This is a genomic window from Roseateles paludis, assembly GCF_039872745.1.
Lineage (GTDB): Bacteria > Pseudomonadota > Gammaproteobacteria > Burkholderiales > Burkholderiaceae_C > Pelomonas > Pelomonas paludis.
The window spans coordinates 77,303-98,734 of sequence record NZ_JBDPZD010000008.1 but is presented as its reverse complement, the minus strand read 5'-3'; the positions used below and the strand labels follow the sequence as shown (position 1 = coordinate 98,734).

Here is a 21,432-nt window from a genome sequence, read left to right as displayed (position 1 = left end):
GACCATGCTGAGTTCCCTCATCGCCATTGCCGTGCTGCACTGGGCGGTGCTGGTGATCCCGGGCTTCAACTTCGTGCTCGTCGGCCAGCTCGCGGCCAGCGGCAGCCGGGCTGCGGCGGTGGCTGCCGTGGTGGGCATGACGACGGCCACCCTGGTGTGGGCGAGCCTTGCGGTGGCCGGCGTGGGCGTGGTGTTCAGCGCCCACCCGCTGCTGCGCCAGGTGGCGCAGGTGGCAGGGGGCCTTTATCTGCTGCACCTGGCCTGGAAGCTGTGGCGTGCGGGCGGCCAAGCTGGCACCGCGTCGGTGGCGCCGGTGATGGGGCGCGTGGCGGCGTTCCGCGCGGGCTTTGTGACGAGCGCGCTCAACCCCAAGATCGCGCTGTTCTACGGCAGCGTGTTTGCCACGGCCTTGCCAGCGCAGCCGGCGCCCGGCCTGGTGCTGGCGGCCGTGGCCCTGGTGTATGCCAACTCGGTGCTGTGGCACGGCTCGCTGGCCGTGCTGCTCTCGCGGCCGCGCGTGCAGGCCGCCTACCTGCGCCACCACGCGCGGCTCACCCGCATCTCGGGCGCCCTGGTGGGCATCTATGGCGTCAAGCTGCTGGTTGCGGCAGTGGTGGAGTTGCGCGGGCGCGCGGCCTGAGCGTCAGGACCGGTCTGCCGGGTGGTTGACCCCGTCCCGGGTCGGCACGGCGCTCTCCAGGTCGAAGGGGTTGACGCCGTCGAGGCAGCCCAGATTGAAACCGTATTGCGTCGGGTTGGAGCGGCGCTGGTGGTGGGTGTAGATGCCGCAGACGCCGCAGAAGTAGTGCTTGGCGGTGCGGGTGTTGAACTCGTAGACCCGCAGTTGCTCCTGGCCCTGCACGACCTCGATGCCATCGAGCGGAACCGAGGCCACGATGGCGCCTTTGCGGCGGCAGATCGAGCAGTCGCAGCGGCGCGGGTCGACGATGCCATCGGGCAGGTGCAGGCGCAGCACGACGGCGCCGCAGTGGCAGCTGGCGCGGTGCCATTCCTGGATGGCGGTGGGGCCGATCTGCTTGATCACGGGCGGCGTTCAGCTGCGGCGGCGGCCCGCTGCGCCTCCAACTGTTTGCGCATATTGGCCTCGGCGCGGTCGGCATAGGCGGCGCAGCTCAGTGGCTCGGGGTGCGGGCTGGCGGGCTTGTCGAACTGCCAGCCGCTGATGTCGGGGTGGGGCGTGAGCAGCAGGTCGCAGGGCATCTCGCGGATGGCGGCGAGGCCGCGCTGGAACTCTTCGACGATGCGCGGGTAGATGGCGCTTTGCAGCAGGCGGTAGCCCGGCAGGGTGAGGCTGTCCACCAGGGCCATGCGGGTCGTCTTGCCGGCGCGGGTGTCGGTCCAGGTCCAGCTCATGCTGCCGGGCGTGTGGCCGGGCGTGAACCACACCTGCAGGCGCAAAGACCCCAGCTGCACCACCTCACGGTCCTGCAGCAGGCGCGTGGCGGTGACGGGCGGGAAGACGATGCTGTCGCCGTAGTGGAGGTCGTTGTAGCCGCCGCGGGCCATCAGCACGGCGGACTCGGCATTGCTCACCACCACGGCGCCGGTGGCACGCTGCAGCGCGGCGGTACTGCCCACGTGGTCGGCATGCGCGTGGCTGTGCAGCAGCAGCTTGACCTCGCTCGGCGCCACGCCAAGCTGCTTGAGGTGGTCAAGGATCAAGGGCGCCGCCTGCGGCATGCCGCCGTCGATCAGCACCGCCCCGGCCTCGGTCTTGAAGAGCAGGGTGGTGATGCCCGCTACGCCCAACTGCCAGACGTGGTCGCTGATCTGCACCGGCGTGATGGGCGTGAGCCAGGCGGGTGGCACCTGCCAGCCTTGCAGCTGAGGCAGGGGCTCGGCGGCCTGGGCGCTGAGGCAGCCGGCGGAGAGCACGAGGGCGAGAAGCGAGCGGAGGCGGTTTGGCATGGTGGCCGTATTCTGGGCGCCCGGCCCCGACTCCGCCATGCCCATGTGCCGCAACATCAAGACCCTCTTCAACTTCGCGCCGCCCGCCACCGAGCTGGAGGTCCGCGATGCTTCGCTGCAATTCGTGCGCAAGCTCAGCGGTTTTGCCGTGCCGTCCAAGGCCAATGAGGCGGCCTTCAATGCGGCGGTCGAAGAGATTGCCGCCGTGACGCGCCGCCTGATGGCCGAGCTGGTGACGCAAGCCCCGCCGCGCGACCGAGAGGTGGAGGCTGCCAAGGCCAAGGCCCGCTCGGCCCTGCGCTTCCCGGTGGAGCGATAGTCGCGGCTTCGTTGTTTGCTTTGAAAGCCCTGATGTCTTCTCGCCTGTGGCGCCTGGCGCCTGCCCTTGCCCTGCTGGTGGCCTGCCAGTCCAGCCCTCTGCTGCTGTCGCCCTCAGACGTGCGCCCCATGCCCGGCCTCTACGACAGCAAGGTCGACAAGGGCCTGAGCTTCAACGCCCTCAAGGCTCAGGCCGATGCGGGCGACAAGCACGCGCAGAACCAGGTGGGTGCCACCTATGGCGCTGAGCAGCCCGACAAAGCCTTGCCCTACTACCGCCTCGCTGCTGCACAAGGCCTGGCCGTGGCGCAGTGCAACCTCGGCTACATGCACCTCATCGGGCAGGCCACCGCGCGTGACCCGGCACAGGCTGCGCAATGGTTTGGGCGCTGCGCGCAGCAGGGGCACTTCATGGGCCAGTTCGCGTTGGGGCGGATGTACCTGGACGGCATGGGTGTTCCGAAGGACGCGCGGCGGGCCGAGCAATGGTGGTTGCTCTCAGCCGCCCAGGGCCACCTGGACTCGCAGCGCGCACTGCGATTGCTCTACACCCAAGGTGCCGAGGGCTTTGCGCCGCAGCCGCAACAGGCGGCGCTGTGGGCTGAGCGCGTGGCGGCCGGTGTGATGTCGGGCAAGCCCTGGAAAGAGGCTCGTTGATCAGCGTCTAAGTTGGGCCAGCCAGGCCACACCCGCCAGCACCAGCAGCGTCCCCACGCCGATCCAGGCATTCCAGGGCTCGCCCAGGATGAAGATGCCCATGAGCAGCGTGCTCATCGGGCCCACCATGCCGATCTGGCTGGTCATCGGGGCGCCGATGCGCGCGATGGCCAGCATCACCATCAGCACCGGCGCAAAGGTGCAGGCCGTGGCGTTGAGCAGCGAGAGCCACACCACCGGCATCGGCACCAGGGCCTCTGCTGCAGGCCGCAGCACAAAGAACTGCGCTATGCACAGCACGCACGCCACCGTTGTCGCCAGCCCCGTGAGCCGCAGCGCACCCAGGCGCTGCACCACGCTGCCCGAGAGCGTCAGGTAGACGGCGTAGCTGATGGCACTGCCAAACACCAGCACGCTGCCCAGCACCGTGCCCTGGCCTTCAAAGTGCAGCTCGTGCCCGAACACCGCCAGCATGCCCGCGTAGCTCAGCAGCAGCGCCACCACCTGGCGGCCACTGATGCGCTGCCCCATGCGCAGCACCGCGATGAGCAGCACCATGGTTGGGTTGAGGTAGAGGATCAGCCGCTCCAGGCTGGCCGAGATGGTCTGCAGGCCCGCGAAGTCGAGGTAACTCGCCAGGTAGTAGCCCGTGAAGCCCAGCAGCCCGATGTCCCGCCAGTCCCGCGCCGTGAGTTTGGGCTGGCCACGCCCCGCCCACCACGACAGCAGCAAAAACATCGGCAGCGCCAGAAGCATGCGCCACATCAGCAGCGCCACCGCGTCCACCCCATGCCGGTAGGCCAGTTTGATGATGATGGCCTTGCCCGAGAACGCGATGGCACCCAGCAGCGCGAGCGTGAAGCCGGTCCAGGTCAGGGCGGGCGTGTTCTCAGCAGTGGTGTGGGCAGTGGCCATGCGAGGCATGGTGCCAGCGTTGGGGGCTTTGTAGCTTTCTGCGCTGGGCGAGGGTGGGTTTCAGTTGCGGTGCGTGCCTTGCCAGGCCCAAAGCCGCGAGGCTGCTCAACGTTGAGACGGATTCGTAGCGCCTGAAACAAATGCAACTTCGGATGAAGCGGGACTGAGACATGCGCTGCCAACACTGGCGTCACTCCGGAAGCACTGCCCGAGATGGTCTCGATGCAAACGCCCGGCAGCACCAACCAGGAATCGATCATGAGCAGCTTCTACGGCAAGAACATCAAGGACATCATCAAAGGCACCGGTGGCAGCGACACCATCTACGGCTACGACGGAGACGACGAGCTCTCCGGCGGCGACGGCGACGATTGGATCTACGGCGGGAACGGCAATGACCTGATCCGCGGCGAAGACGGCAACGACACCCTCTACGGTGAAGCCGGGGATGACGCGATCTACGGGCATGCGGGCAACGACAAGATTTACGCCGGAGCCGGCAACGACACCGTGAATACCGGGTCTGGCGACGACTGGGTTTCCGCCGCCGATGGCAACGACACGATCGAGGGCTACACCGGCGACGACGTCATCTGGGGTGAGGCCGGCAACGACACGCTCAGTGGCGGCGACGGTGCCGACAAGCTGTATGGCGGCATCGGCGATGACAAGCTCGACGGTGGCTACGGCGACGACACCCTGGACGGTGGCGATGGCAACGACCAGCTGTTTGCTGGCGGCGGCAACAACACGCTGATCGGCGGCGCGGGCAATGACATCCTGGACACCTATGGCCCCGGCGCTTGGCTGGGGGCGACCAAGATGTCCGGTGGCACTGGCGACGACACCTACTACTTCCGGCGTGTCTCCAGCTCGGTGCTGGTGGACGACGCCGTGCCCACGGTCACTGAGAACGCTGGCGAAGGCCACGACAAGATCTACCTCGGGTCCTCGTTCTTCAACGAGATGACCAACTACACGATCCCCGCCAACGTCGAGGACCTGACCGCCCGGCGGACCCCGGCTGCCGCCCTGTAGACGGCCTCTCTGGAGCATGTGAAGGTCACCGGCAACGCACTGGACAACGTCATCGTCGGCACCAACGAAGGCGATCACCTGCTGGGCGGCGACGGCAACGACACGCTTTACTCCCGCGAGACCGCCAACGCGAACCAGGCGCGAATCGCCGGGATGCAAGGCTACGAAGACACCCTCGAAGGTGGCAACGGCAACGACATCCTGATCGAGGTGTCGGGCGACCACGCCACCCTGCAGGGCGGGCAAGGCAACGACAAATACGAACTGCACACCGACAACGGCTACTACGGCTCCGACATCGGCTCCTTCCACGGCTGGGGTGTGGGCGAAGCGGCCGGTGCTGGCACCGACACGGTGTACACCTGGGCCACCAGCACCTTCCTGCAGGACAACGTCGAGAACCTGTACTACTCAGGCTCAGCCGCCAAGGCCCAGGAGTGGGGCAATGAGGGCAACAACACCATCGGCGGCGGTGACAAGACCGACGACAGCATCCTCGGCAAGGGTGGCAATGACACCCTGAGGGGCTTCGGTGGCAACGACCATCTCGACGGCGGCAACGGCGACGACACCCTGGAGGGCGGTGACGGCAACGACGGCCTGTTTGGTGGCAACGGCGTGGACACCCTCATCGGCGGTGCCGGCAACGACAACCTCTACGGTGGCGAGGGCAAGGACAAGCTCTACGGCAATGACGGCGACGACTACCTGAACGGCGGTGGTGATACCAACCAGCTCGACGGTGGCGCCGGCAACGACATCATCCAGGGCGGTCAGTACCAGGACGTCATCGCTGGCGGCACGGGCAACGACTACATCATCGGCGGGGGCGGCAACGACGAACTCACCGGGGGTGCGGGCATGGACCGCTTCGGCTACTACAACGTGCAGGACTCCTCCGGCGCGTATCTCGATCGGATCCTGGACTTCACGCACGGTGAGGACAAACTCGACTTCACCACGATGGATGCGAACAGCACGGTCGCCGGGTACCAGAAGTTCAACTTCCTTGGCGAGGTCTCGTACAACCCAACTCCCAAGGCGGGCGACCTCTGGATTCGGCATGTCGGCGACATGACGGCTGTGTATGGCGACGTCAACGGCGACGGTCAGTACGACTTCCAGATCCAGCTGATCGGCAACATCAATCTGACGGCGAGCGACCTCATGCTCTGACCGCAAAGGCGCAGGGGGCCGCTGGCCCTCTGCGCCCTATCGGCCCAGCATCTCGTGCACGTCGTGCGCCATCACGGCCAGGTAGCCTGCCAGCGCGAGGTAGGCGGTGCCGTACTCCCACTTCACGGCGTCGCGCACCTGGTAGTAGGCCTGGGCTTCCGGGCTGTCTGCCTTGAATCGCCAGGCCTTGATGAGCTGCGGCCAGGCCAGGATGGCCATCAGGATGAGCATCGGGCTGGGGTGCCAGTAGAACAACGCCACCAGCATCGGAGCGCCCAGCAGCCACAAGCGCGGCGACAGCACGGCGGTGATGCGGCCGCCGTCGAAGGGCGACAGCGGGATCAGGTTGAACAGGTTCAGGAAGAAGCCGCTGTAGGCCACGGCCAGCAGCCAATCAACGCCCCAGCTGCGCGCCATCAGGTAGGTGACGCTGGCGCCCACGGTGCCGAGCAGCGGCCCGGCAAGCCCAACGTAGGCCTCGGTCTCGGCATCGTGGGGTTGGTCCTTCAGCTCGACCCAGGCGCCGACGAAGGGGATGAAGGTGGGCGCGCCCACCTTGAGACCCTTTCGCCGAGCGGCCAGGTAGTGCCCCATCTCGTGCACGAACAGCAGCGCGATGAAGCCGACCGCATAACGCCAGCCGTAGATGAAGGCGTAAACCACCACCGAAATGAGCATGCTGCCGCCGGTGGTCAGCAGCTTGCCGAGCTTGGCGCCCGACAGGAGCAGCAGCAGGAGCTTGGTCACTTCGGAGGCTGTTCCTTCGCCTCGGGCACTTTGGGAACTTCGGGCGCCTCGGCGGCCTGGGCGGCTGGAGCGGCCTCGGCGGTCACCGCTGCCTCGGGCTTCTTGCGCTTGAAGAGCTTCATCACGCCGGCCCCAATAGCAAAGGCCGCGATGGCAAACAGCTTGAAGAACTTGGCAATGAAGGCGAAGGCCACGGCCAGCAGGCCCAGCTTCTTGGCACCCACGCCCACCACCAGGGCGGCAAGCCCGTACTCGGCCACATGGTCGGTCGACTCGTTGAAGTCTTCGTAACGCTTGCCGGACGAGAACTCCAGCGACGAGAGCAGTTGCGCGGCTACCGGCTTCTCAGCCGGCAGGTCCTTCAGCGCGGTCACGAAGTTCAGGCTCAGGTAGCCTTCGCGGCCCAGCGCGTAGGTGTTGTAGTTGACGCCCAGCTCGCTGTCGTCCGTGCTGCCCTTGTGGCGCGACTTCATGGCCCAGACGAGCCGATGCGTGGTGGCGTCATAGGCCGGGGGCTGCGCCCAGCCGATGATTTCCAGCGGGCTCACGCCCATCTTTTCGCGCTCGGCGTTGGCGGCCTCGGTACCTTCACGGAAGGACGACAGCAATTCGTCTGCCTTCCATTCCTTGGCATCGCCATCCTTCACATAGCCCGAGGAGATGAAGCGCAGCGTGGCGAACCAATCACCGTTGCCCTGCGGAAAGACCAGCCCCGCCAGGTCGGAGTGGTCGCCGGGATTGCCCATGGCACGCATCAAGGCACCCGCTTGGGGCTGAGGGATGAAGACGCGGTCCGCCGGTAGGTGCAAGGTGGCCTGGCCGGCCAGAGGCACGTCGGTGGGGCCAGCCAAGGCGACCTTCTTGGCCTCGGCCCAGGCGGGGTCTTCGGCTGCCTGCACCGGCGTGATCACCAGGCCCTGCAAAGCCAGCGTGAGGCCCAGCGCCAAAGCGCGCCAGCGACTCGTCGTTGTCATCGTGCTCTCCCCAAAAAGTGGCGCGCAGTCTATGCGCGCGCGCCCATCAGGCTTTCAGGGTTTGCAGCAGGCGATCCCATCCCTCCCTAAGCTGCGCCTCATTCCTCGCCTTCACATGCCCAAACCCGCGCAGTTGCTCGGGCAGGCGGGCCAGCTCCAAAGCTTGCGGCAAGGTCTCGGCATTGAGGCCAGGCAACCGCCCCTCAATGCCACGGCGATAGCGCTCGATCCATTCACGCTCCATGCGCCGCTCGGCCGTGTAGCCAAAGACGTCGAGCGCGGTGCCACGCAAGCTCTTGAGCTTGGCCAGCAGCTTCATCGCCGGGCGGACCCAGGGGCCGAAGGGGCGCTTGACGAGTTCACCCTTGTCGTTATGGCTGGAAAGGCCGGGCGGGGCGAGGTGGTGGACGAGTTTGAAGTCGCCCTCGAACTGCGCGGCGATGCCGGCGAGGAAGGCCGGGTCGGTGTGCAGGCGGGCCACCTCGTACTCGTCCTTGTAGGCCATCAGCCGGTGCAGCTGGATGGCCACTGCCTCGGTGAGCCGGGTACTGCCAAGCGGCGCCTCGGCGGCGCGCACGCGCTCGACAAAGGCGCGGTACTGCGAGGCGTAGGCGGCGTTTTGATACGCAGTGAGCAGCTCGACGCGGCGTTCGATCAAGGCATCTAGGCTGGGCCGCTTGAGGACCTCGATCACCTGCTCGGTGACGAGCAAGGCTTCGACGCTGGCGAGGTCATGCGCGCAGCGGCGGCCCCACTCGAAGGCGGCGCGGTTGCGCTCGACCTGCACGCCGTTGAGCTCGATGGCGCGCAGCAAGGCCTCGCGCGTGAGCGGCACGCGGCCCATCTGCCAGGCCACGCCCAGCATCAGCGGATTGGTGAAGATGGAATCGCCCAGCAGCTGTTGGGCCACGCGCTCGGCGTCGAACGCCAGCAGGTGCTCGGGGCCGACGGCCTGCTTGAGGGCCGACTCACACGCCGCGCCGGGGTACTGCCAGCCGGGGTCGCCCACAAAGGCCGCCGTGGGCGTGCCGTGGGTGTTGAGGGCCACCGCTGTGCGGCCCTCGCGCAGCACAGCAAGCGTGGCCTTGTTGGCGGCCACGATGGCGTCGCAGGCGATGACGAGATCGGCCTCGGCGGTGCCGACCTTGGTGGCGTAGATGTGGTCAGGCGCGTCGGCGATCTGGATGTGGCTCCAGGTGGCGCCGCCCTTTTGCGCGAGGCCGGCGGCGTCTTGCGTGATGACGCCCTTGCCCTCCAGGTGCGCGGCCATGCCGAGCAGCTGGCCGATGGTGATGACGCCCGTGCCGCCCACGCCGGCCACGACGATGCCGAAGGCCTGGGGCGCGGCGGGCACCGCAGGCTCGGGCAGGGGCGGGAGGCTGAAGGGGTCGGGGCTGCGGCGCGTGTCGGGCTTCTTCAGCTGCCCGCCCTCGACGGTCACGAAGCTCGGGCAGAAGCCCTCCAGGCAGGCGTAGTCCTTGTTGCAGGTGCTTTGGTTGATGCGGCGCTTGCGCCCGAGCTCGGTCTCCAGCGGCTCGACGGACAGGCAGTTGGACTGGGTGCTGCAGTCGCCGCAGCCCTCGCACACCGCCGCGTTGATGACGACGCGGCGCGCCGGGTCCTGCAGCTTGCCGCGCTTGCGGCGGCGGCGCTTCTCGGTGGCGCAGGTCTGGTCGTAGAGCAGTACCGTGGTCCCGGAGATCTCGCGGAACTCGCGCTGCAGCGCATCCATCTCGCGGCGGTGGTGAACGGTGACGCCGGGGAGCAAGGCTTGGCCGGTGTACTTCTCGGGCTCGTCCGTCACGATCACGAAACGCCGCACGCCTTCGGCCAAGCAGCTTTGCATGATCTGCAGCACGCTGTGACCCTCGGGCCGCTCACCCACCTGCTGGCCGCCCGTCATGGCGACGGCGTCGTTGTAGAGGATCTTGTAGGTGATGTTGACGCCGGCCGCGATGCTCTGGCGGATGGCGAGCAGGCCGCTGTGGAAGTAGGTGCCGTCGCCCAGGTTGGCAAACACATGCCGCTCGGTCGTAAAGGGCGCCTGGCCCACCCAGGGCACGCCTTCGCCGCCCATCTGGGTGAAGGTGGCGGTGCGGCGCCCGGGCATCCAGTTCACCATGTAGTGGCAGCCAATGCCGGCCAGCGCGCGCGAGCCCTCGGGGACCTTGGTGGAGGTGTTGTGCGGGCAGCCGCTGCAGAACCAGGGCGTGCGCTCGGCGCTGCCGGCGGTGGCCAGCTCCTCGAGCAGCGCGCGCTCTTTGGCCTCGATCAGCGCCACCCGCGCATCGAGCCGCGCGGCGGTGTCGGCGTCCACGCCCAGGCGCTTGAGGCGCTTGGCAATGGCGCGGGCAATGATCGCGGGCGTGAGGTCGGCCTGCGGGCGCAAGAGCCAGTGCTCGCTGGGGTTGGGCACGCTCCACTCGCCGCCGTCAGCGTCACCGGCGTCGAACTTGCCCAGCACATTGGGCCGCACGTCGGGCCGCCAGTTGTAGAGCTCTTCCTTGACCTGGTACTCGATGATCTGGCGCTTCTCCTCGACGACGAGGATCTCCTGCAGCCCTTGCGCAAAGGCGCGCGTGGTCTGCGCCTCCAGCGGCCACACCACATTGACCTTGTGCAGGCGGATGCCAAGCTGGCGGCAGGTGGCGTCGTCCAGCCCCAGGTCATGCAGGGCCTGGCGGGTGTCGTTGTAGGCCTTGCCGCTGGCGATGATGCCGAAGCGATCCTGCGGACTCTCGATGACGTTGTGGTTGAGCCGGTTGGCGCGCACATAGGCCATCGCGGCATACCACTTGAAGTTCATCATCCGCGCTTCCTGCTCCAGCGGCGGGTCGGGCCAGCGGATGTGCAAGCCGCCCGGCGGCGTCTCGAAGTCCTCGGGCAAGACGATGCGCACGCGGTCGGGGTCGACGCTGATGGAGCTGGACGACTCGACGATCTCCTGGATGGTCTTCATGCCCGCCCAGAGCCCCGAGAAGCGGCTGAGCGCAAAGGCGTGCAGGCCCATGTCGAGGATGTCCTGCACGCTGCTCGGGAAGAACACCGGCAGGCCGGCGGCCTTGAAGACGTGGTCGCTCTGGTGGGCGGCGGTGCTGCTCTTGGCGATGTGGTCGTCGCCCGCCACGGCAATCACGCCGCCGTGCCGCGCAGTGCCGGCCATGTTGGCGTGCTTGAAGACGTCGATGCAGCGGTCCACGCCCGGGCCCTTGCCGTACCAGAGGCCGAAGACGCCGTCGAAGCGTTTGACGTCTGGCGTGAGGTCGAGCTGCTGGGTGCCCCAGACGGCGGTGGCGCCGAGCTCTTCGTTGACGCCAGGCTGGAAGACGATGTACTGGCGCTTGAGGTGCTCGCGCGCGGCCATCAGGGCCTGGTCGTAGGTGCCGAGCGGCGAGCCGCGGTAGCCGCTGATGAAGCCGGCCGTGTTGAGCCCGGCGGCGGCATCACGCACGCGCTGCAGCATGGGCAGCCGCACCAGGGCCTGGACCCCGCTCATGAAGGCTCGCCCGGTGTCGAGGGCGTATTTGTCGTCGAGCGTGACGGACTGCAGGGCGCGGAGCACGTGCTCCGGCAAAGGCGCGTTCATGGTGGGGCTCCTTGGGTCTGGCGGCCCGGTCAGCCCTTCTGGAGCGTGCGAGCAGCGAATGGCCTGGTGAGGCCGAGTGCCGGCCAGTGTAGGCAAACGCCGGGCATGATGCGCGCATGAGCGCCGCCGCCCTGCCACCGCGTCACCTTCTGCTCGCGCTGGCGGCGGTGCTGGTCTGGGGCAGCAACTTCGTGGTCATCCAGTTCGCGCTGGCCGAGCTGCCGCCGCTGACCATGGCGGCGCTGCGCTTCACGATGGCCGCCCTGCCGGCCGCCTTGCTGCTGCCGCGCCTGGCAGTGCCCTGGGGGCAGTTGGCGGCCTATGGCTTGTTTGTTGGCGCGGGGCAGTTTGCGCTGCTCTACACGGCCATGGCGCAGGACATCTCGCCCGGCATGGCCTCGCTGGTCATCCAGACCCAGGTCTTCTTCACCCTGCTGCTGGCGGTGGTCTTTGCGGGCGAGCGGGTGCAGCGCTTCCAGGGTGTGGCGCTGGCGCTGGCAGCGGGCGGTATCGGGGTGATCCTCACGCACACCGGGGGCAGCGTCACGCCGCTCGGGCTCTTGCTCACCTTGGCTGCCGCCTTCTCCTGGGCTTGCGGCAACCTCGTGGGCAAGCGCGCGGGGCGCGTCAATATGCTGGCCTACACGGTGTGGAGCAGCTTCTTTGCGGCGGCGGCGCTGTGGGCGTTGGTGGCCTGGCATGACGGGTTGGCGAATGGGCTCGGTGCCATCCGCGCGGCCTCGCCCAAGGCCTGGCTGGCCATGGGCTGGCAGGCCTATGCCAACACGCTGTTTGGCTATGGTGTCTGGAGCTGGCTGCTCTCACGCCACGAGGCATCGCGCGTGGTGCCCTTTGCGCTGGGGGTGCCGGTGGTGGGCATGGTGGTGGCGAGCGTGGTGGTGGCCGAGCCGCTGCCGGGCTGGAAGCTGGCTGCCGCCGGCCTGGTGCTGGCGGGCCTGGCGCTCAATGTGTTCTGGCCGGCGCTGCGGCGCCGCGTACGTGAAGGCGCCTGACTTGAGGCTCAAAGCTCATCCGTCCCGGTGGGTGTCGTGACTTCTGCACGTTCCACCCCGAGGGGGGGGCCAGCAGTCGCGGCGCTTCGGTAATACGCCCGTCGGAGGGGCGCCGCGCCTGCTTACATTCATGGCCTCGGGTTCGCGGTCGTTGTGCGGGCCCCTTCAGACCCAAGCCTTCCCCTCATGAACATCCGCGTCCTGGGTTGCTCCGGTGCGATTGCCGCCGGCTACCAGACCACTGCCTTCCTGCTCGACGACGACGTGCTGCTTGATGCCGGCACGGGCGTGGGCCTGCTCAGCCTGGAGGCGCTGGCGCGCATTGACCACATCTGCCTCAGCCACTCGCACCTGGACCACATCCTGGGCATCCCGCTGCTGGCCGATGCGGTGCTGCGCCTGCGCCACGCCGCTGGCCGCCCACCGGTGCAGGTGCACGCCCTGCCCGAGACCCTGGACGCACTGCGCCAGCATGTCTTCAACGGCGTGATCTGGCCTGACTTCACGCGCCTGCCCAGCAGCAGCCACCCGGTGCTCAGCCTGCACCCGTATGCCATTGGTGACCGCATCGACCTCGGGGGTCGCGTCATCGAGATCCTGCCCGCCGCGCACACGGTGCCGGCCTGCGGCTTTGCCGTGCAGGGCAGCGGCGGCAAGCACTGGGTCTACACCGGCGACACCGGCCCCAACCCGCTGCTGTGGCAGCGACTCAATCAGCTGCAGCTCTCGCACCTCGTGATCGAGACGGCGTTCAGCGACGACGAGAAGGTCGTCGCCCACCTGAGCCAGCACCTCTGCCCCGAGGACCTGGGCAAAGAACTGGCGCAGCTGCAAGGCAGCGTTGAAGTGCGCATCACCCACATCAAGCCCGGCGAGGTGGAGGCCGTGATGGCCGGCATCGGCGCACTGCAAAGCGCACACCGTATTCAGGCCCTGCACTCGGGCGATGTGATGCCGGTTTGAGCCGGCTGAGCCCAGTCAGGCCGGCGTCATCGCCGCGACAAAGCGCGCATCAAGCTGGGCCATCCAGGCCACCTTCTGCTCGGGTGCCACAAAGCTCGCCTGCAGGCTGTTGCGCAGCAGCGCATAGGCCTCGGCCGCGCCCCATTGCGGCAGGGCGTCAAACAGCGCCCGGAAGTTGTCCAGCAAATAGCCGCCAAAGTAGGCCGGGTCGTCCGAGTTGATCGTCACGCGCAGGCCGGCGGCCAGCAGTTGGGGCAGCGGGTGCTCGGCCAGGTCTGGCACCACGCAGAGCTTGAGGTTGGACAGTGGGCACACCGTCAGCGGCACGCCCTCGTGGGCCAGGCGCTGCATCAGGGCCGGGCTGTCGATGCTGCGCACGCCGTGGTCAATGCGCTCGGCGTGCAGCAGGTCCAGCGCCTGCTCCACATAGGCGGCCGGGCCTTCTTCGCCCGCGTGCGCCACCACGTGCAGGCCGAGCGTGCGGGCCCAGGCAAACACGCGCTCAAACTTGGCGGGCGGGTGGTCGCGCTCGGCGCTGTCCAGCCCCACGCCGATGAAGAACTCGCGGTAGGGCAGGGCGGCCTCCAGGGTCTGCAGCGCCTCTTCCTCGCTCAGGTGCCGCAGGAAGCACAGAATCAGGCTACTGCTCAGCCCCAGCTGCCGCCGCGCCTGCTCCGAGGCCCGGTGCAGGCCCAGGATGACGGCGCCCATGGGCACGCCACGGGCGGTGTGCGTCTGCGGGTCGAAAAAGATCTCGGCATGCACGATGCCGTCCGCCGCCGCGCGCTGGAAGTAGGCCCAGCCCAGCTCAAAGAAGTCGTCCTCGGTGCGCAGCACGTCGGCGCAGGCGTAGTAGAGGTTGAGAAAGCTCTGCAGGTCCTCAAAGTCCATCGCCTCGCGCAGCGCCTCGACGCTCGCGTACGGCAAGGTGATGCCATGCCGCGCCGCGAGCTGAAAGCTCAGCTCCGGCTCCAGCGAACCCTCGATGTGCATGTGCAGCTCCGCCTTCGGCGCGCGCGCGAGTAGGCCCGGCAAGGCGGAGCGGGGGATGCGGGAGAAGTCGAGGGTGCTGCTCATGACCGAGTTACTTCGAGCCGGGGACCTTCCCCTCGACGCCCTTCACATAGAACTTCACACCGCCCAGAAAGGCGTCATCCGCCACCACATCCTTGGCCAGCACTTCCTTGCCGGTGTTGTCGACGATGGGGCCCTTCCAGACGCTGAAGCTGCCGTCCTTGAGGCCGGCCTTGACGGTGTCGAGCTTGGCCTTGGCTTCGGCCGGCACGTCGGCGGCGATGGAGACGATGTCGATGGCGCCTTCCTTCACGCCCCACCAGGCCTGGCCGGTGGCCCAGGTGCCTTCCAGCGCATCACGCGTGGCCTTGATGTAGTACGGGGCCCAGTTGATGACGGCGGACGCGAGGTGGGCTTTGGGGCCGTAGGCCGTCATGTCGGAGTCCCAGCCGAAGGCGCGCTTGCCCTTTTCCTCGGCCGTCTTGAGCACGGCGGCGGAGTCGGTGTTCTGCATCAGCACGTCGGCGCCGCCGTTGATCAGCGCTGTCGCGGCCTCGGTCTCCTTGGGCGGGTTGAACCACTCGTTGACCCAGACCACCTTGGTCTTGATCTTGGGGTTCACGCTCTGCGCACCGAGGGTGAAGCTGTTGATGTTGCGGATCACCTCGGGGATGGGGATGGAGCCGACCACGCCCAGCACGTTCGACTTGGTCATGCTGCCCGCGATCACGCCGGCCATGTAGGCGCCCTCGTAGGTGCGGCTGTCATAGGTGCGCAGGTTCTCGGCGGTCTTGTAGCCGGTGGCGTGTTCGAACTTCACGCCCTTGTTCTCGGCGGCGACCTTGAGCATGGGCTCCATGTAGCCGAAGGTGGTGCCGAAGATCAGCTTGTTGCCCTGGCCCACCATGTCGTTGAAGACGCGCTCGGCGTCAGCGGCCTCGGGCACCTTCTCGACGAAGGTGGTGACGATCTTGTCCCCGAACTCCTTCTCCAGCGCCTTGCGGGCGTTGTCGTGCGCAAAGGTCCAGCCGCCATCGCCCACCGGGCCTACGTAGGCAAAGGCCACCTTCAGCGGTTCGGGCTTGGCAGGCGCTGAGGCGGCGGTGGCGGCCGGCGCGGCCTCTTCCTTCTTGCCGCAGGCCGTCAAGGCAAGGAGACCGGCAAGGCAAGCCAGGCCTAAGGTCCGGCGGATCGAATCGTGTGTCTTCATGCGAACTCCTCGGAGGGACAAAGTGCAAGGGTGGGTGAGAGGGCCCTGCCTCAAGCCCCGGGCCGGAACGGTTTGCCCAGGGACGCGGGCATGTTGATGCGGATCCAGGTCGGGTTGCGCGAAATGAGCACCAGCACGACGATGGTGGCGAGATAGGGCAGCATCGAGAGCCACTGGCTCGCGATGTCGATGCCCTCGCTCTGCAGATGAAACTGCAGCATGGTCACGCCGCCAAACAGATAGGCCCCCAGCAATACGCGTGCCGGCCGCCAGGTGGCAAAGGTGGTCAGGGCCAGGGCGATCCAGCCCTTGCCGGCCACCATGCCCTCGACCCAGAGCGGGGTGTAGATGATCGACAGGTAAGCCCCCGCCAGGCCGCACAGCGCGCCGCCCACGGCCATGGCTGCGAGCCGGATGCGCCGCACCGGGTAGCCCAGCGCGTGTGCCGACTCGGGCGACTCGCCCACCGCGCGCAGCACCAGGCCGGCGCGCGTGCGGTAGAGGAAGAGATGCAGGCCCAGCGCCAGCAGCAGCGCGCCGTAGACCAAGGGGTGGTGCTCGAACAAGGCCTTGCCTACAAAGGGCAGGTCGGCCAGCCCGGGGACGGCAAAGTGGCTGCGCTCGCTCAGCCGCTGCTGGGTGTACTCAACGCCCACAAAGGCCGAGAAGCCCGCGCCGAAGAGGCTGAGCGCCAGGCCCGTGGCGTACTGGTTGGTGCCGAGCCAGATCATCAGCACGCCAGAGAGCGCCGCCAGCAGCGCGCCTGCGCCCATGCCCGCCGCAAAACCCAGCAGGTCAGACCCCGAGTGCACGGCTGCCGCAAAGCCCGCGATGGCGGCCACCAGCATCAGGCCCTCGGCCCCCAGGTTGACGACCCCGGCACGCTCGTTGATGAGCAGGCCCAGCGCCGCGATGGCCAGCACCGTGCCCGCGCTCAGCGTGGCGGCGATCAGCAGCGCAATCTCATTCATGCCGCCGTCCCCTTGGTCTGCCAGCGCACCCGGTACAGCAGCGCCTGGTCGCAGGCCAGCAGTGCAAACAGCAGCAGGCCCTGGAAGACGCTGGTGAGCGACTTGGGCAGGCCCATGCGGCTCTGCGCCAGCTCGCCGCCGATGTAGAACATGCTCATCAGCACCGACGAGAACACGATGCCCACCGGGTGCAGCCGCCCCACGAAGGCCACGATGATGGCCCCGAAGCCATAGCCCACCGGCACATAGGGCGTGAGCTGGCCCAGCGGCCCCGCCACCTCCACCGCGCCCGCCAGGCCCGCAAGCCCGCCCGAGAGCAGCAGCGCCGTCCAGACCGCGCCGCGCGACGAGAAGCCTGCATAGCGCGCCGCCGCCGGGGCCAGGCCGCCCACCATCAGCGCATAGCCCCGGTAGGTGCGGAACTGGAAGACCAGCAGCGCCACCACCAGCGCCAGCGCGATCACCAGCCCCAGGTTCATGCGCAGGCCCGGCACCAGGCGGGGCAGGCGCGTGGCGGCGTCAAACAGCACGGTCTGTGGGAAGTTGTAGCCGGCCGGATCCTTCCAGGGCCCATAGATCAGGTAGTTCAGCAGCAGCGTGGCCACATAGACCAGCATCAGGCTGACCAGGATCTCATTGGTGTTGAAGCGGTCACGCAGCAGGGCCACCACGCCCGCCCACAGCATGCCGCCGAGCACGCCGGCCAGCAGCACAGGCACCAGCACCCAGGCCGAGCTGCCCGGCCCCGCGTGCATGGCGACGTAACCCGCGCCCAGCGCCCCGAGCACGAACTGCCCCTCGGCTCCGATGTTCCAGACATTGGCGCGGAAGCACACCGCCAGCCCCAGTGCGATCAAGAGCAGGGGCACGGCCTTGATGCTCAGCTCCGACAGCGCATAGGCGCTCTTGAGCGGCTCGATGAAGAAAAGGCCCAGGGCCTGGATCGGGTCCTTGCCCAAGGCGGTGAAGAGCAGAACGCCGGCCGCCAGCGTCAGCAGCAGCGCGATCAGCGGCGAGGCCAGGGCCTGCACCCAGCCGAGTTGGGCCCGGGGCTCAAGCCGCAGCACGTGGGGTCTCCTCGTCGGCAGGCCACAAGCCCGACATCCAGGTGCCGATCAGCTCACGCGTCGCGGCCTCGATGGGCAACGAGGGCGAGAGCCGGCCTTGGGCAATCACGTGCAGCCGGTCGCACAGCTCGAAGAGCTCGTCCAGCTCCTCGCTGAAGACCAGCACCGCGCAGCCCTGGTTGCGCAACGCCAGCAAGGCCTGGCGGATCTGCGCCGCCGCGCCCACGTCCACACCCCAGGTGGGCTGGCTGATGATCAATAGCTTGGGTGAGGCATCGATCTCGCGGCCGACGATGAACTTCTGTAGGTTGCCGCCCGAGAGCGTGCGCGCCACGGCCTCGGTGCCGCCGGCCTTGACGCGAAAGCGCTCGATCAGGCTGCCCGCCAGCGCGCGCGTGCGCCCCAGGCGCAGCCAGCCCAGCGGGCCGACGGCTTCGGTGCGCGTGAGCAAGGTGTTGGCGGCCAGCGAGAGCGGCGGCACGGCGCCGCGCCCCAGGCGCTCCTCCGGCACAAAGTGCTGCCCCAACCGGCGCCGCTGCTGCGGCGAGGCCTGGGCCACGTCCTGACCGAAGAGGCGGATGCTGCCGGCCGGCGCGCGCGGGTCTTCGCCCGACAGGGCCGCCAGCAGCTCCTGCTGGCCATTGCCCGAGACGCCCGCCACGCCCACGATCTCGCCGGCACGCACATTGAGGCCGATGCCTTGCAGGCTCACGCCAAAGGGGTCGCGCTGCGCCAGCCGCAGCTGCTGCACGGCCAGCACCTCGGCGCCAGGCGTGCCGTCACGGCTGCTGAGCGCCAGGGTCTCGGCGCCCGTCATCAATCGGGCCAGGCTGGCATTGGTTTCCTGGCTGGGGTCCACCTCACCGACCACGCGGCCGCCGCGCAGCACCGTGCAGTGGTGGCAGAGGCTGCGGATCTCGTTCAGCTTGTGCGAGATGTAGAGGATGGCGCAGCCCTCGCTGGCCAGCTGGCGCAGGGTGACGAAGAGCTTCTCGACGGCCTGCGGCGTCAGCACCGAGGTGGGCTCGTCGAGGATCAGGAGCTGGGGTTTGGTCAGCAGCGCCCGCACGATCTCGACGCGCTGGCGCTCGCCGACGCTAAGCGTGTGCACCGGCCGCATGGGGTCCACCGGCAGGCCGTAGGCCTCCGAGACCTGGCGGGTTTGCTGGATGACCTCGGCCAGAGAGCCCGCCTTGTCGAGCCCGAGCCAGATGTTCTCGGCCGCCGTTAGGGTGTCGAACAGCGAGAAGTGCTGGTAGACCATGCTGATGCCAAGCTGGCGTGCCTGCGCGGGGCTGGCCACCTGCACCTCGCGGCCATTCCAGACCATGCGCCCCGCGTCGGGCCGCGTGGCGCCGTAGATGACCTTCATCAGCGTCGATTTGCCTGCACCGTTCTCGCCCAGCACGGCATGGATTTGGCCCGGTGCCACTTGGAGGTGCACACCGTCATTGGCGCGCACGGTGGGGTACTGCTTGGTAATGCCGATCAGCTCAAGTCGAAGCATGTCAGAGGTGCGCCCCCGCCCGTGGAGATGACATCGTCAGGCAGGCCCAGCCATGCCGGAAGACGGCCAACGATAGCGATCAAGGCACAGCAAATCACGTGCCATGTTGGGGCGTCCTGGGGCTGGGGCATGCACCCCGGAGGCTCAGCCCTGAAGCGCTTGCTGGATCTCGGCCGTGGTCGCGCTCCAGCCCACGATGGCGCCCTGCGCCGTCAGCATGGACAGCGTGGCCACCTTGTAGGACGGGAAATAGCTCTCGGTGCCGTCTTCGACGATCAGGCACTCGTAGCCCCGGTCATTGGCTTCGCGCATCGAGGTCTGCACACAGACCTCGGTCGTCACGCCCATGAAGAGCAAATGGGTGATGCCGCGCTCGCGCAGCAGGGCGTCCACCGGTGTGCCGTAGAACATGCCCTTGCCGGGTTTGTCGACCACCAGCTCGCCCGGCAGCGGCGCCAGCTCGGGCACGATTTCCGCGCCCGGCTCGCCGGCAATCAGGATGCGGCCCATGGGCCCGGCGTCGCCAATGCGCATCGAGGGCTTGCCGCGCAGGCGCTTGGCAGGCGGGCAGTCGGAGAGGTCGGGCGCATGCGCCTCGCGGGTGTGCAGCACCGTGCCCCCGACGGCACGCCAAGCATCGAGCATCGCTCGCACGGCGGGGATGATGGCCTGCAGCCGCGTCACGTCGTTGCCGAGGCTGGCGCCAAAGCCACCGGGCTCGACGAAGTCGCGCTGCATGTCGATGACGACCAGCGCGGTGTGCGCAGGATTGAAGCTGTAGGCAAAGGGCTGGGCCGTGGGGACGGTGAGCTGCTTGTTCATCAATGACCCTTCCCGCCCATGTAGGCGCCCAAGGATTGACGCGTCGCCTCGGCGGCAGCGATGTCATGCACGATGCGGCCCTCGCTTATCACCACGATGCGGTCGGCCAGCATCAGCAACTCGTCCAGGTCCTCGCTGACGAGCAGCACGGCGGCGCCACGGTTGCGCGCGGCCATCAGGCGGCTGTGGATCTCGGCCACCGCCGCAAAGTCGAGCCCGAAGACCGGGTTGCTGACCAGCAGCAGCTCCGCCTCGCCAGCCAGCTCGCGGGCCAGCACGGCGCGCTGCACATTGCCGCCTGAGAGGGTGCGGATGGCGGCGCGCTCGCCTTGCGTCTTGACGCCGTACTCGGCAATCCAGGCGCGGGCCCGCTCGCGCAGGGCCGCCCAGCGCACCAGGCCGCCGCGCGCCCACGGGCTTTCATCAAAGCTGCGCAGCGCCATGTTCTGCGCCACGCTCAAGGGCCCGACGCAGGCATTGCCCAGCGGCTCCTCGGGCAGGCTGCGCACCTTGCGGGCGCGGTTCTCGGCCCGGCGGGCGAGGAAGGGCGTGCCATCCACACTGACGCGGCCCGCGAGCCGCGCGCGCTGGCCCACCAGGGCTTGCATCAGCTCGCGCTGGCCGTTGCCGCTGACGCCCGCGATGCCGACGATCTCACCACGCCGCACGCTCAAGGACAGAGCCCGCACAGCCGGCTCGCCGCGGTCGCCCATCACGTCGAGCGACTCGATGGCGAGCTTGACGGTGCCCGGCTCGCGCACCTCGCGCTCACTAGCGGCACTGGACGTGGGGGCAGCATGGCCCTCTCCCACCATGGCGTGCGCCAGGCTCTCGGGCGTGTGGTCGACCACCGCGCCGGTGGCGACAAGGGCGCCCTTGCGCAGCACGCTCACGTCGTCGGCATAGGCCATCACCTCGCGGAACTTGTGCGTGATCATCAGCACCGAGCAGGCGCCCGCATGGGCCTGGTCGCGCAGCGCGCCCAGCACCTCGTCGGCTTCCTGCGGGGTCAGCACCGAGGTCGGCTCGTCGAGGATCAAGAGGCGCGGCTTGAGGAACAGCTGCTTGAGGATTTCGAGCTTTTGCTTCTCGCCAGCGGAGAGGTCGCTCGGGTGCGCATCCAGCGGCAGTTGGAAGGGCGTGGTGGCCATGAAGGCTTCCAGCTCGGCGCGGGCGGCCTTCCAGTCCACCACCATGGGCAGGTGGCCGCGCGCCAGCAGCAGGTTCTCGGCCACGCTCATGCCGGGCACCACGGTGAAGTGCTGGTAGACCATGCCCAGGCCTAAATCGCGCGCGACCACGGGCGAGCTGATGTCGTACTCGCGGCCGTCCACCAGCACCGCGCCGGCATCGGGCCGGTGGTAGCCGACGATGGCCTTCACGAGCGTGCTCTTGCCGGCGCCGTTCTCGCCCAGCAGCGCATGCACGGTGCCGGGCCGCACGGTCAGCGAGACGCTGTCCATGGCGGTGAAGCTGCCGAAGCGCTTGGTGAGCTGGTAGGTCTCAAGCTGGAGCGCGTGCATCG

The 21,432-nt window shown here is 68.2% G+C and carries 20 protein-coding genes; 7 read left to right on the top strand and 13 right to left on the bottom strand.

Annotated features, from left to right (window positions below; all coding sequences use genetic code 11):
- Positions 1-4: 4 nt before the first annotated feature.
- Positions 5-640 carry a LysE family translocator gene (locus ABDJ85_RS19230; RefSeq protein ID WP_347706424.1) on the top strand — a complete coding sequence of 212 codons (636 nt, stop codon included), beginning with the start codon at positions 5-7 and terminating at the stop codon, positions 638-640.
- 3 nt (positions 641-643) lie between these two features.
- Here the strand turns inward: ABDJ85_RS19230 and ABDJ85_RS19225 are convergent, their stop codons facing one another.
- Both ABDJ85_RS19225 and bla read right to left on the bottom strand, forming a co-directional pair.
- On the bottom strand, positions 644-1,045 hold the full coding sequence (locus ABDJ85_RS19225) for a GFA family protein (RefSeq protein ID WP_347706423.1): 402 nt from the start codon (positions 1,043-1,045) through the stop codon (positions 644-646).
- Positions 1,042-1,929 carry a subclass B3 metallo-beta-lactamase gene (gene bla, locus ABDJ85_RS19220; RefSeq protein WP_347706422.1) on the bottom strand — a complete coding sequence of 296 codons (888 nt, stop codon included), beginning with the start codon at positions 1,927-1,929 and terminating at the stop codon, positions 1,042-1,044. The genes ABDJ85_RS19225 and bla overlap by 4 nt, the downstream gene beginning before the upstream one ends.
- Before the next feature lie 43 nt (positions 1,930-1,972).
- On the opposite strand from bla, the gene ABDJ85_RS19215 reads away from it, so the two are divergent.
- Both ABDJ85_RS19215 and ABDJ85_RS19210 read left to right on the top strand, forming a co-directional pair.
- Positions 1,973-2,248 (top strand): DUF2277 domain-containing protein, encoded by a 276-nt coding sequence (locus ABDJ85_RS19215; RefSeq protein ID WP_347706434.1) that lies wholly within the window; start codon positions 1,973-1,975, stop codon positions 2,246-2,248.
- Between the two features lie 32 nt (positions 2,249-2,280).
- A complete protein-coding gene (locus tag ABDJ85_RS19210; protein WP_347706421.1) occupies positions 2,281-2,904 on the top strand; it encodes a tetratricopeptide repeat protein in 624 nt (207 codons plus the stop codon).
- On the opposite strand, the gene ABDJ85_RS19205 is transcribed toward ABDJ85_RS19210, so the two are convergent.
- Positions 2,905-3,819: a DMT family transporter gene (locus ABDJ85_RS19205; protein WP_347706420.1), complete on the bottom strand. Its 915-nt coding sequence runs from the start codon at positions 3,817-3,819 to the stop codon at positions 2,905-2,907.
- Between the two features lie 213 nt (positions 3,820-4,032).
- Here ABDJ85_RS19205 and ABDJ85_RS19200 point away from each other — a divergent pair, with 213 nt between their 5' ends.
- Together ABDJ85_RS19200 and ABDJ85_RS19195 are read left to right on the top strand one after the other, a co-directional pair.
- Positions 4,033-4,857 carry a calcium-binding protein gene (locus tag ABDJ85_RS19200; RefSeq protein WP_347706419.1) on the top strand — a complete coding sequence of 275 codons (825 nt, stop codon included), beginning with the start codon at positions 4,033-4,035 and terminating at the stop codon, positions 4,855-4,857.
- An 18-nt stretch (positions 4,858-4,875) separates the two neighbouring features.
- The gene (locus ABDJ85_RS19195) at positions 4,876-6,033 is read left to right on the top strand and encodes a calcium-binding protein (protein ID WP_347706418.1); all 1,158 of its coding nucleotides are present in this window, start codon (positions 4,876-4,878) and stop codon (positions 6,031-6,033) included.
- A 36-nt stretch (positions 6,034-6,069) separates the two neighbouring features.
- Here ABDJ85_RS19195 and ABDJ85_RS19190 read toward each other — a convergent pair whose 3' ends face one another.
- From ABDJ85_RS19190 to ABDJ85_RS19180, 3 genes are read right to left on the bottom strand one after another with little or no spacing between them, the layout of a single operon-like run.
- Positions 6,070-6,780, bottom strand: a complete 711-nt coding sequence (locus ABDJ85_RS19190; RefSeq protein WP_347706417.1) for a site-2 protease family protein — start codon at positions 6,778-6,780, stop codon at positions 6,070-6,072.
- On the bottom strand, positions 6,777-7,754 hold the full coding sequence (locus ABDJ85_RS19185; protein WP_347706416.1) for a DUF2167 domain-containing protein: 978 nt from the start codon (positions 7,752-7,754) through the stop codon (positions 6,777-6,779). Before ABDJ85_RS19185 ends, ABDJ85_RS19190 begins: the two co-directional genes overlap by 4 nt.
- 46 nt (positions 7,755-7,800) lie before the next feature.
- Positions 7,801-11,340, bottom strand: a complete 3,540-nt coding sequence (locus ABDJ85_RS19180; protein ID WP_347706415.1) for an indolepyruvate ferredoxin oxidoreductase family protein — start codon at positions 11,338-11,340, stop codon at positions 7,801-7,803.
- 131 nt (positions 11,341-11,471) lie between these two features.
- Between ABDJ85_RS19180 and ABDJ85_RS19175 the strand changes: the two genes are divergently transcribed.
- Both ABDJ85_RS19175 and ABDJ85_RS19170 read left to right on the top strand, forming a co-directional pair.
- Complete coding sequence (locus tag ABDJ85_RS19175; RefSeq protein WP_347706433.1) at positions 11,472-12,353, top strand: EamA family transporter; 882 nt, start codon at positions 11,472-11,474, stop codon at positions 12,351-12,353.
- A 186-nt stretch (positions 12,354-12,539) separates the two neighbouring features.
- The gene (locus ABDJ85_RS19170; RefSeq protein WP_347706414.1) at positions 12,540-13,316 is read left to right on the top strand and encodes an MBL fold metallo-hydrolase; all 777 of its coding nucleotides are present in this window, start codon (positions 12,540-12,542) and stop codon (positions 13,314-13,316) included.
- A 15-nt stretch (positions 13,317-13,331) separates the two neighbouring features.
- On the opposite strand, the gene ABDJ85_RS19165 is transcribed toward ABDJ85_RS19170, so the two are convergent.
- From ABDJ85_RS19165 to ABDJ85_RS19135, 7 genes are all read right to left on the bottom strand, one after another.
- Positions 13,332-14,393, bottom strand: coding sequence for an adenosine deaminase (locus ABDJ85_RS19165; protein WP_347706413.1), 1,062 nt, complete (start codon positions 14,391-14,393; stop codon positions 13,332-13,334).
- Positions 14,394-14,400: 7 nt separating this feature from the next.
- Positions 14,401-15,540, bottom strand: a complete 1,140-nt coding sequence (locus tag ABDJ85_RS19160) for a BMP family ABC transporter substrate-binding protein (protein WP_347706412.1) — start codon at positions 15,538-15,540, stop codon at positions 14,401-14,403.
- A gap of 50 nt (positions 15,541-15,590) precedes the next feature.
- Positions 15,591-16,511: an ABC transporter permease gene (locus ABDJ85_RS19155; protein ID WP_347706411.1), complete on the bottom strand. Its 921-nt coding sequence runs from the start codon at positions 16,509-16,511 to the stop codon at positions 15,591-15,593.
- The gene (locus tag ABDJ85_RS19150; RefSeq protein ID WP_347706410.1) at positions 16,508-17,578 is read right to left on the bottom strand and encodes an ABC transporter permease; all 1,071 of its coding nucleotides are present in this window, start codon (positions 17,576-17,578) and stop codon (positions 16,508-16,510) included. Before ABDJ85_RS19150 ends, ABDJ85_RS19155 begins: the two co-directional genes overlap by 4 nt.
- Complete coding sequence (locus tag ABDJ85_RS19145) at positions 17,565-19,085, bottom strand: ABC transporter ATP-binding protein (protein ID WP_347706409.1); 1,521 nt, start codon at positions 19,083-19,085, stop codon at positions 17,565-17,567. Before ABDJ85_RS19145 ends, ABDJ85_RS19150 begins: the two co-directional genes overlap by 14 nt.
- A gap of 144 nt (positions 19,086-19,229) precedes the next feature.
- The gene (locus tag ABDJ85_RS19140; RefSeq protein WP_347706408.1) at positions 19,230-19,907 is read right to left on the bottom strand and encodes a cysteine hydrolase family protein; all 678 of its coding nucleotides are present in this window, start codon (positions 19,905-19,907) and stop codon (positions 19,230-19,232) included.
- Positions 19,907-21,430: an ABC transporter ATP-binding protein gene (locus ABDJ85_RS19135; RefSeq protein ID WP_347706407.1), complete on the bottom strand. Its 1,524-nt coding sequence runs from the start codon at positions 21,428-21,430 to the stop codon at positions 19,907-19,909. Before ABDJ85_RS19135 ends, ABDJ85_RS19140 begins: the two co-directional genes overlap by 1 nt.
- Positions 21,431-21,432: the final 2 nt, after the last annotated feature.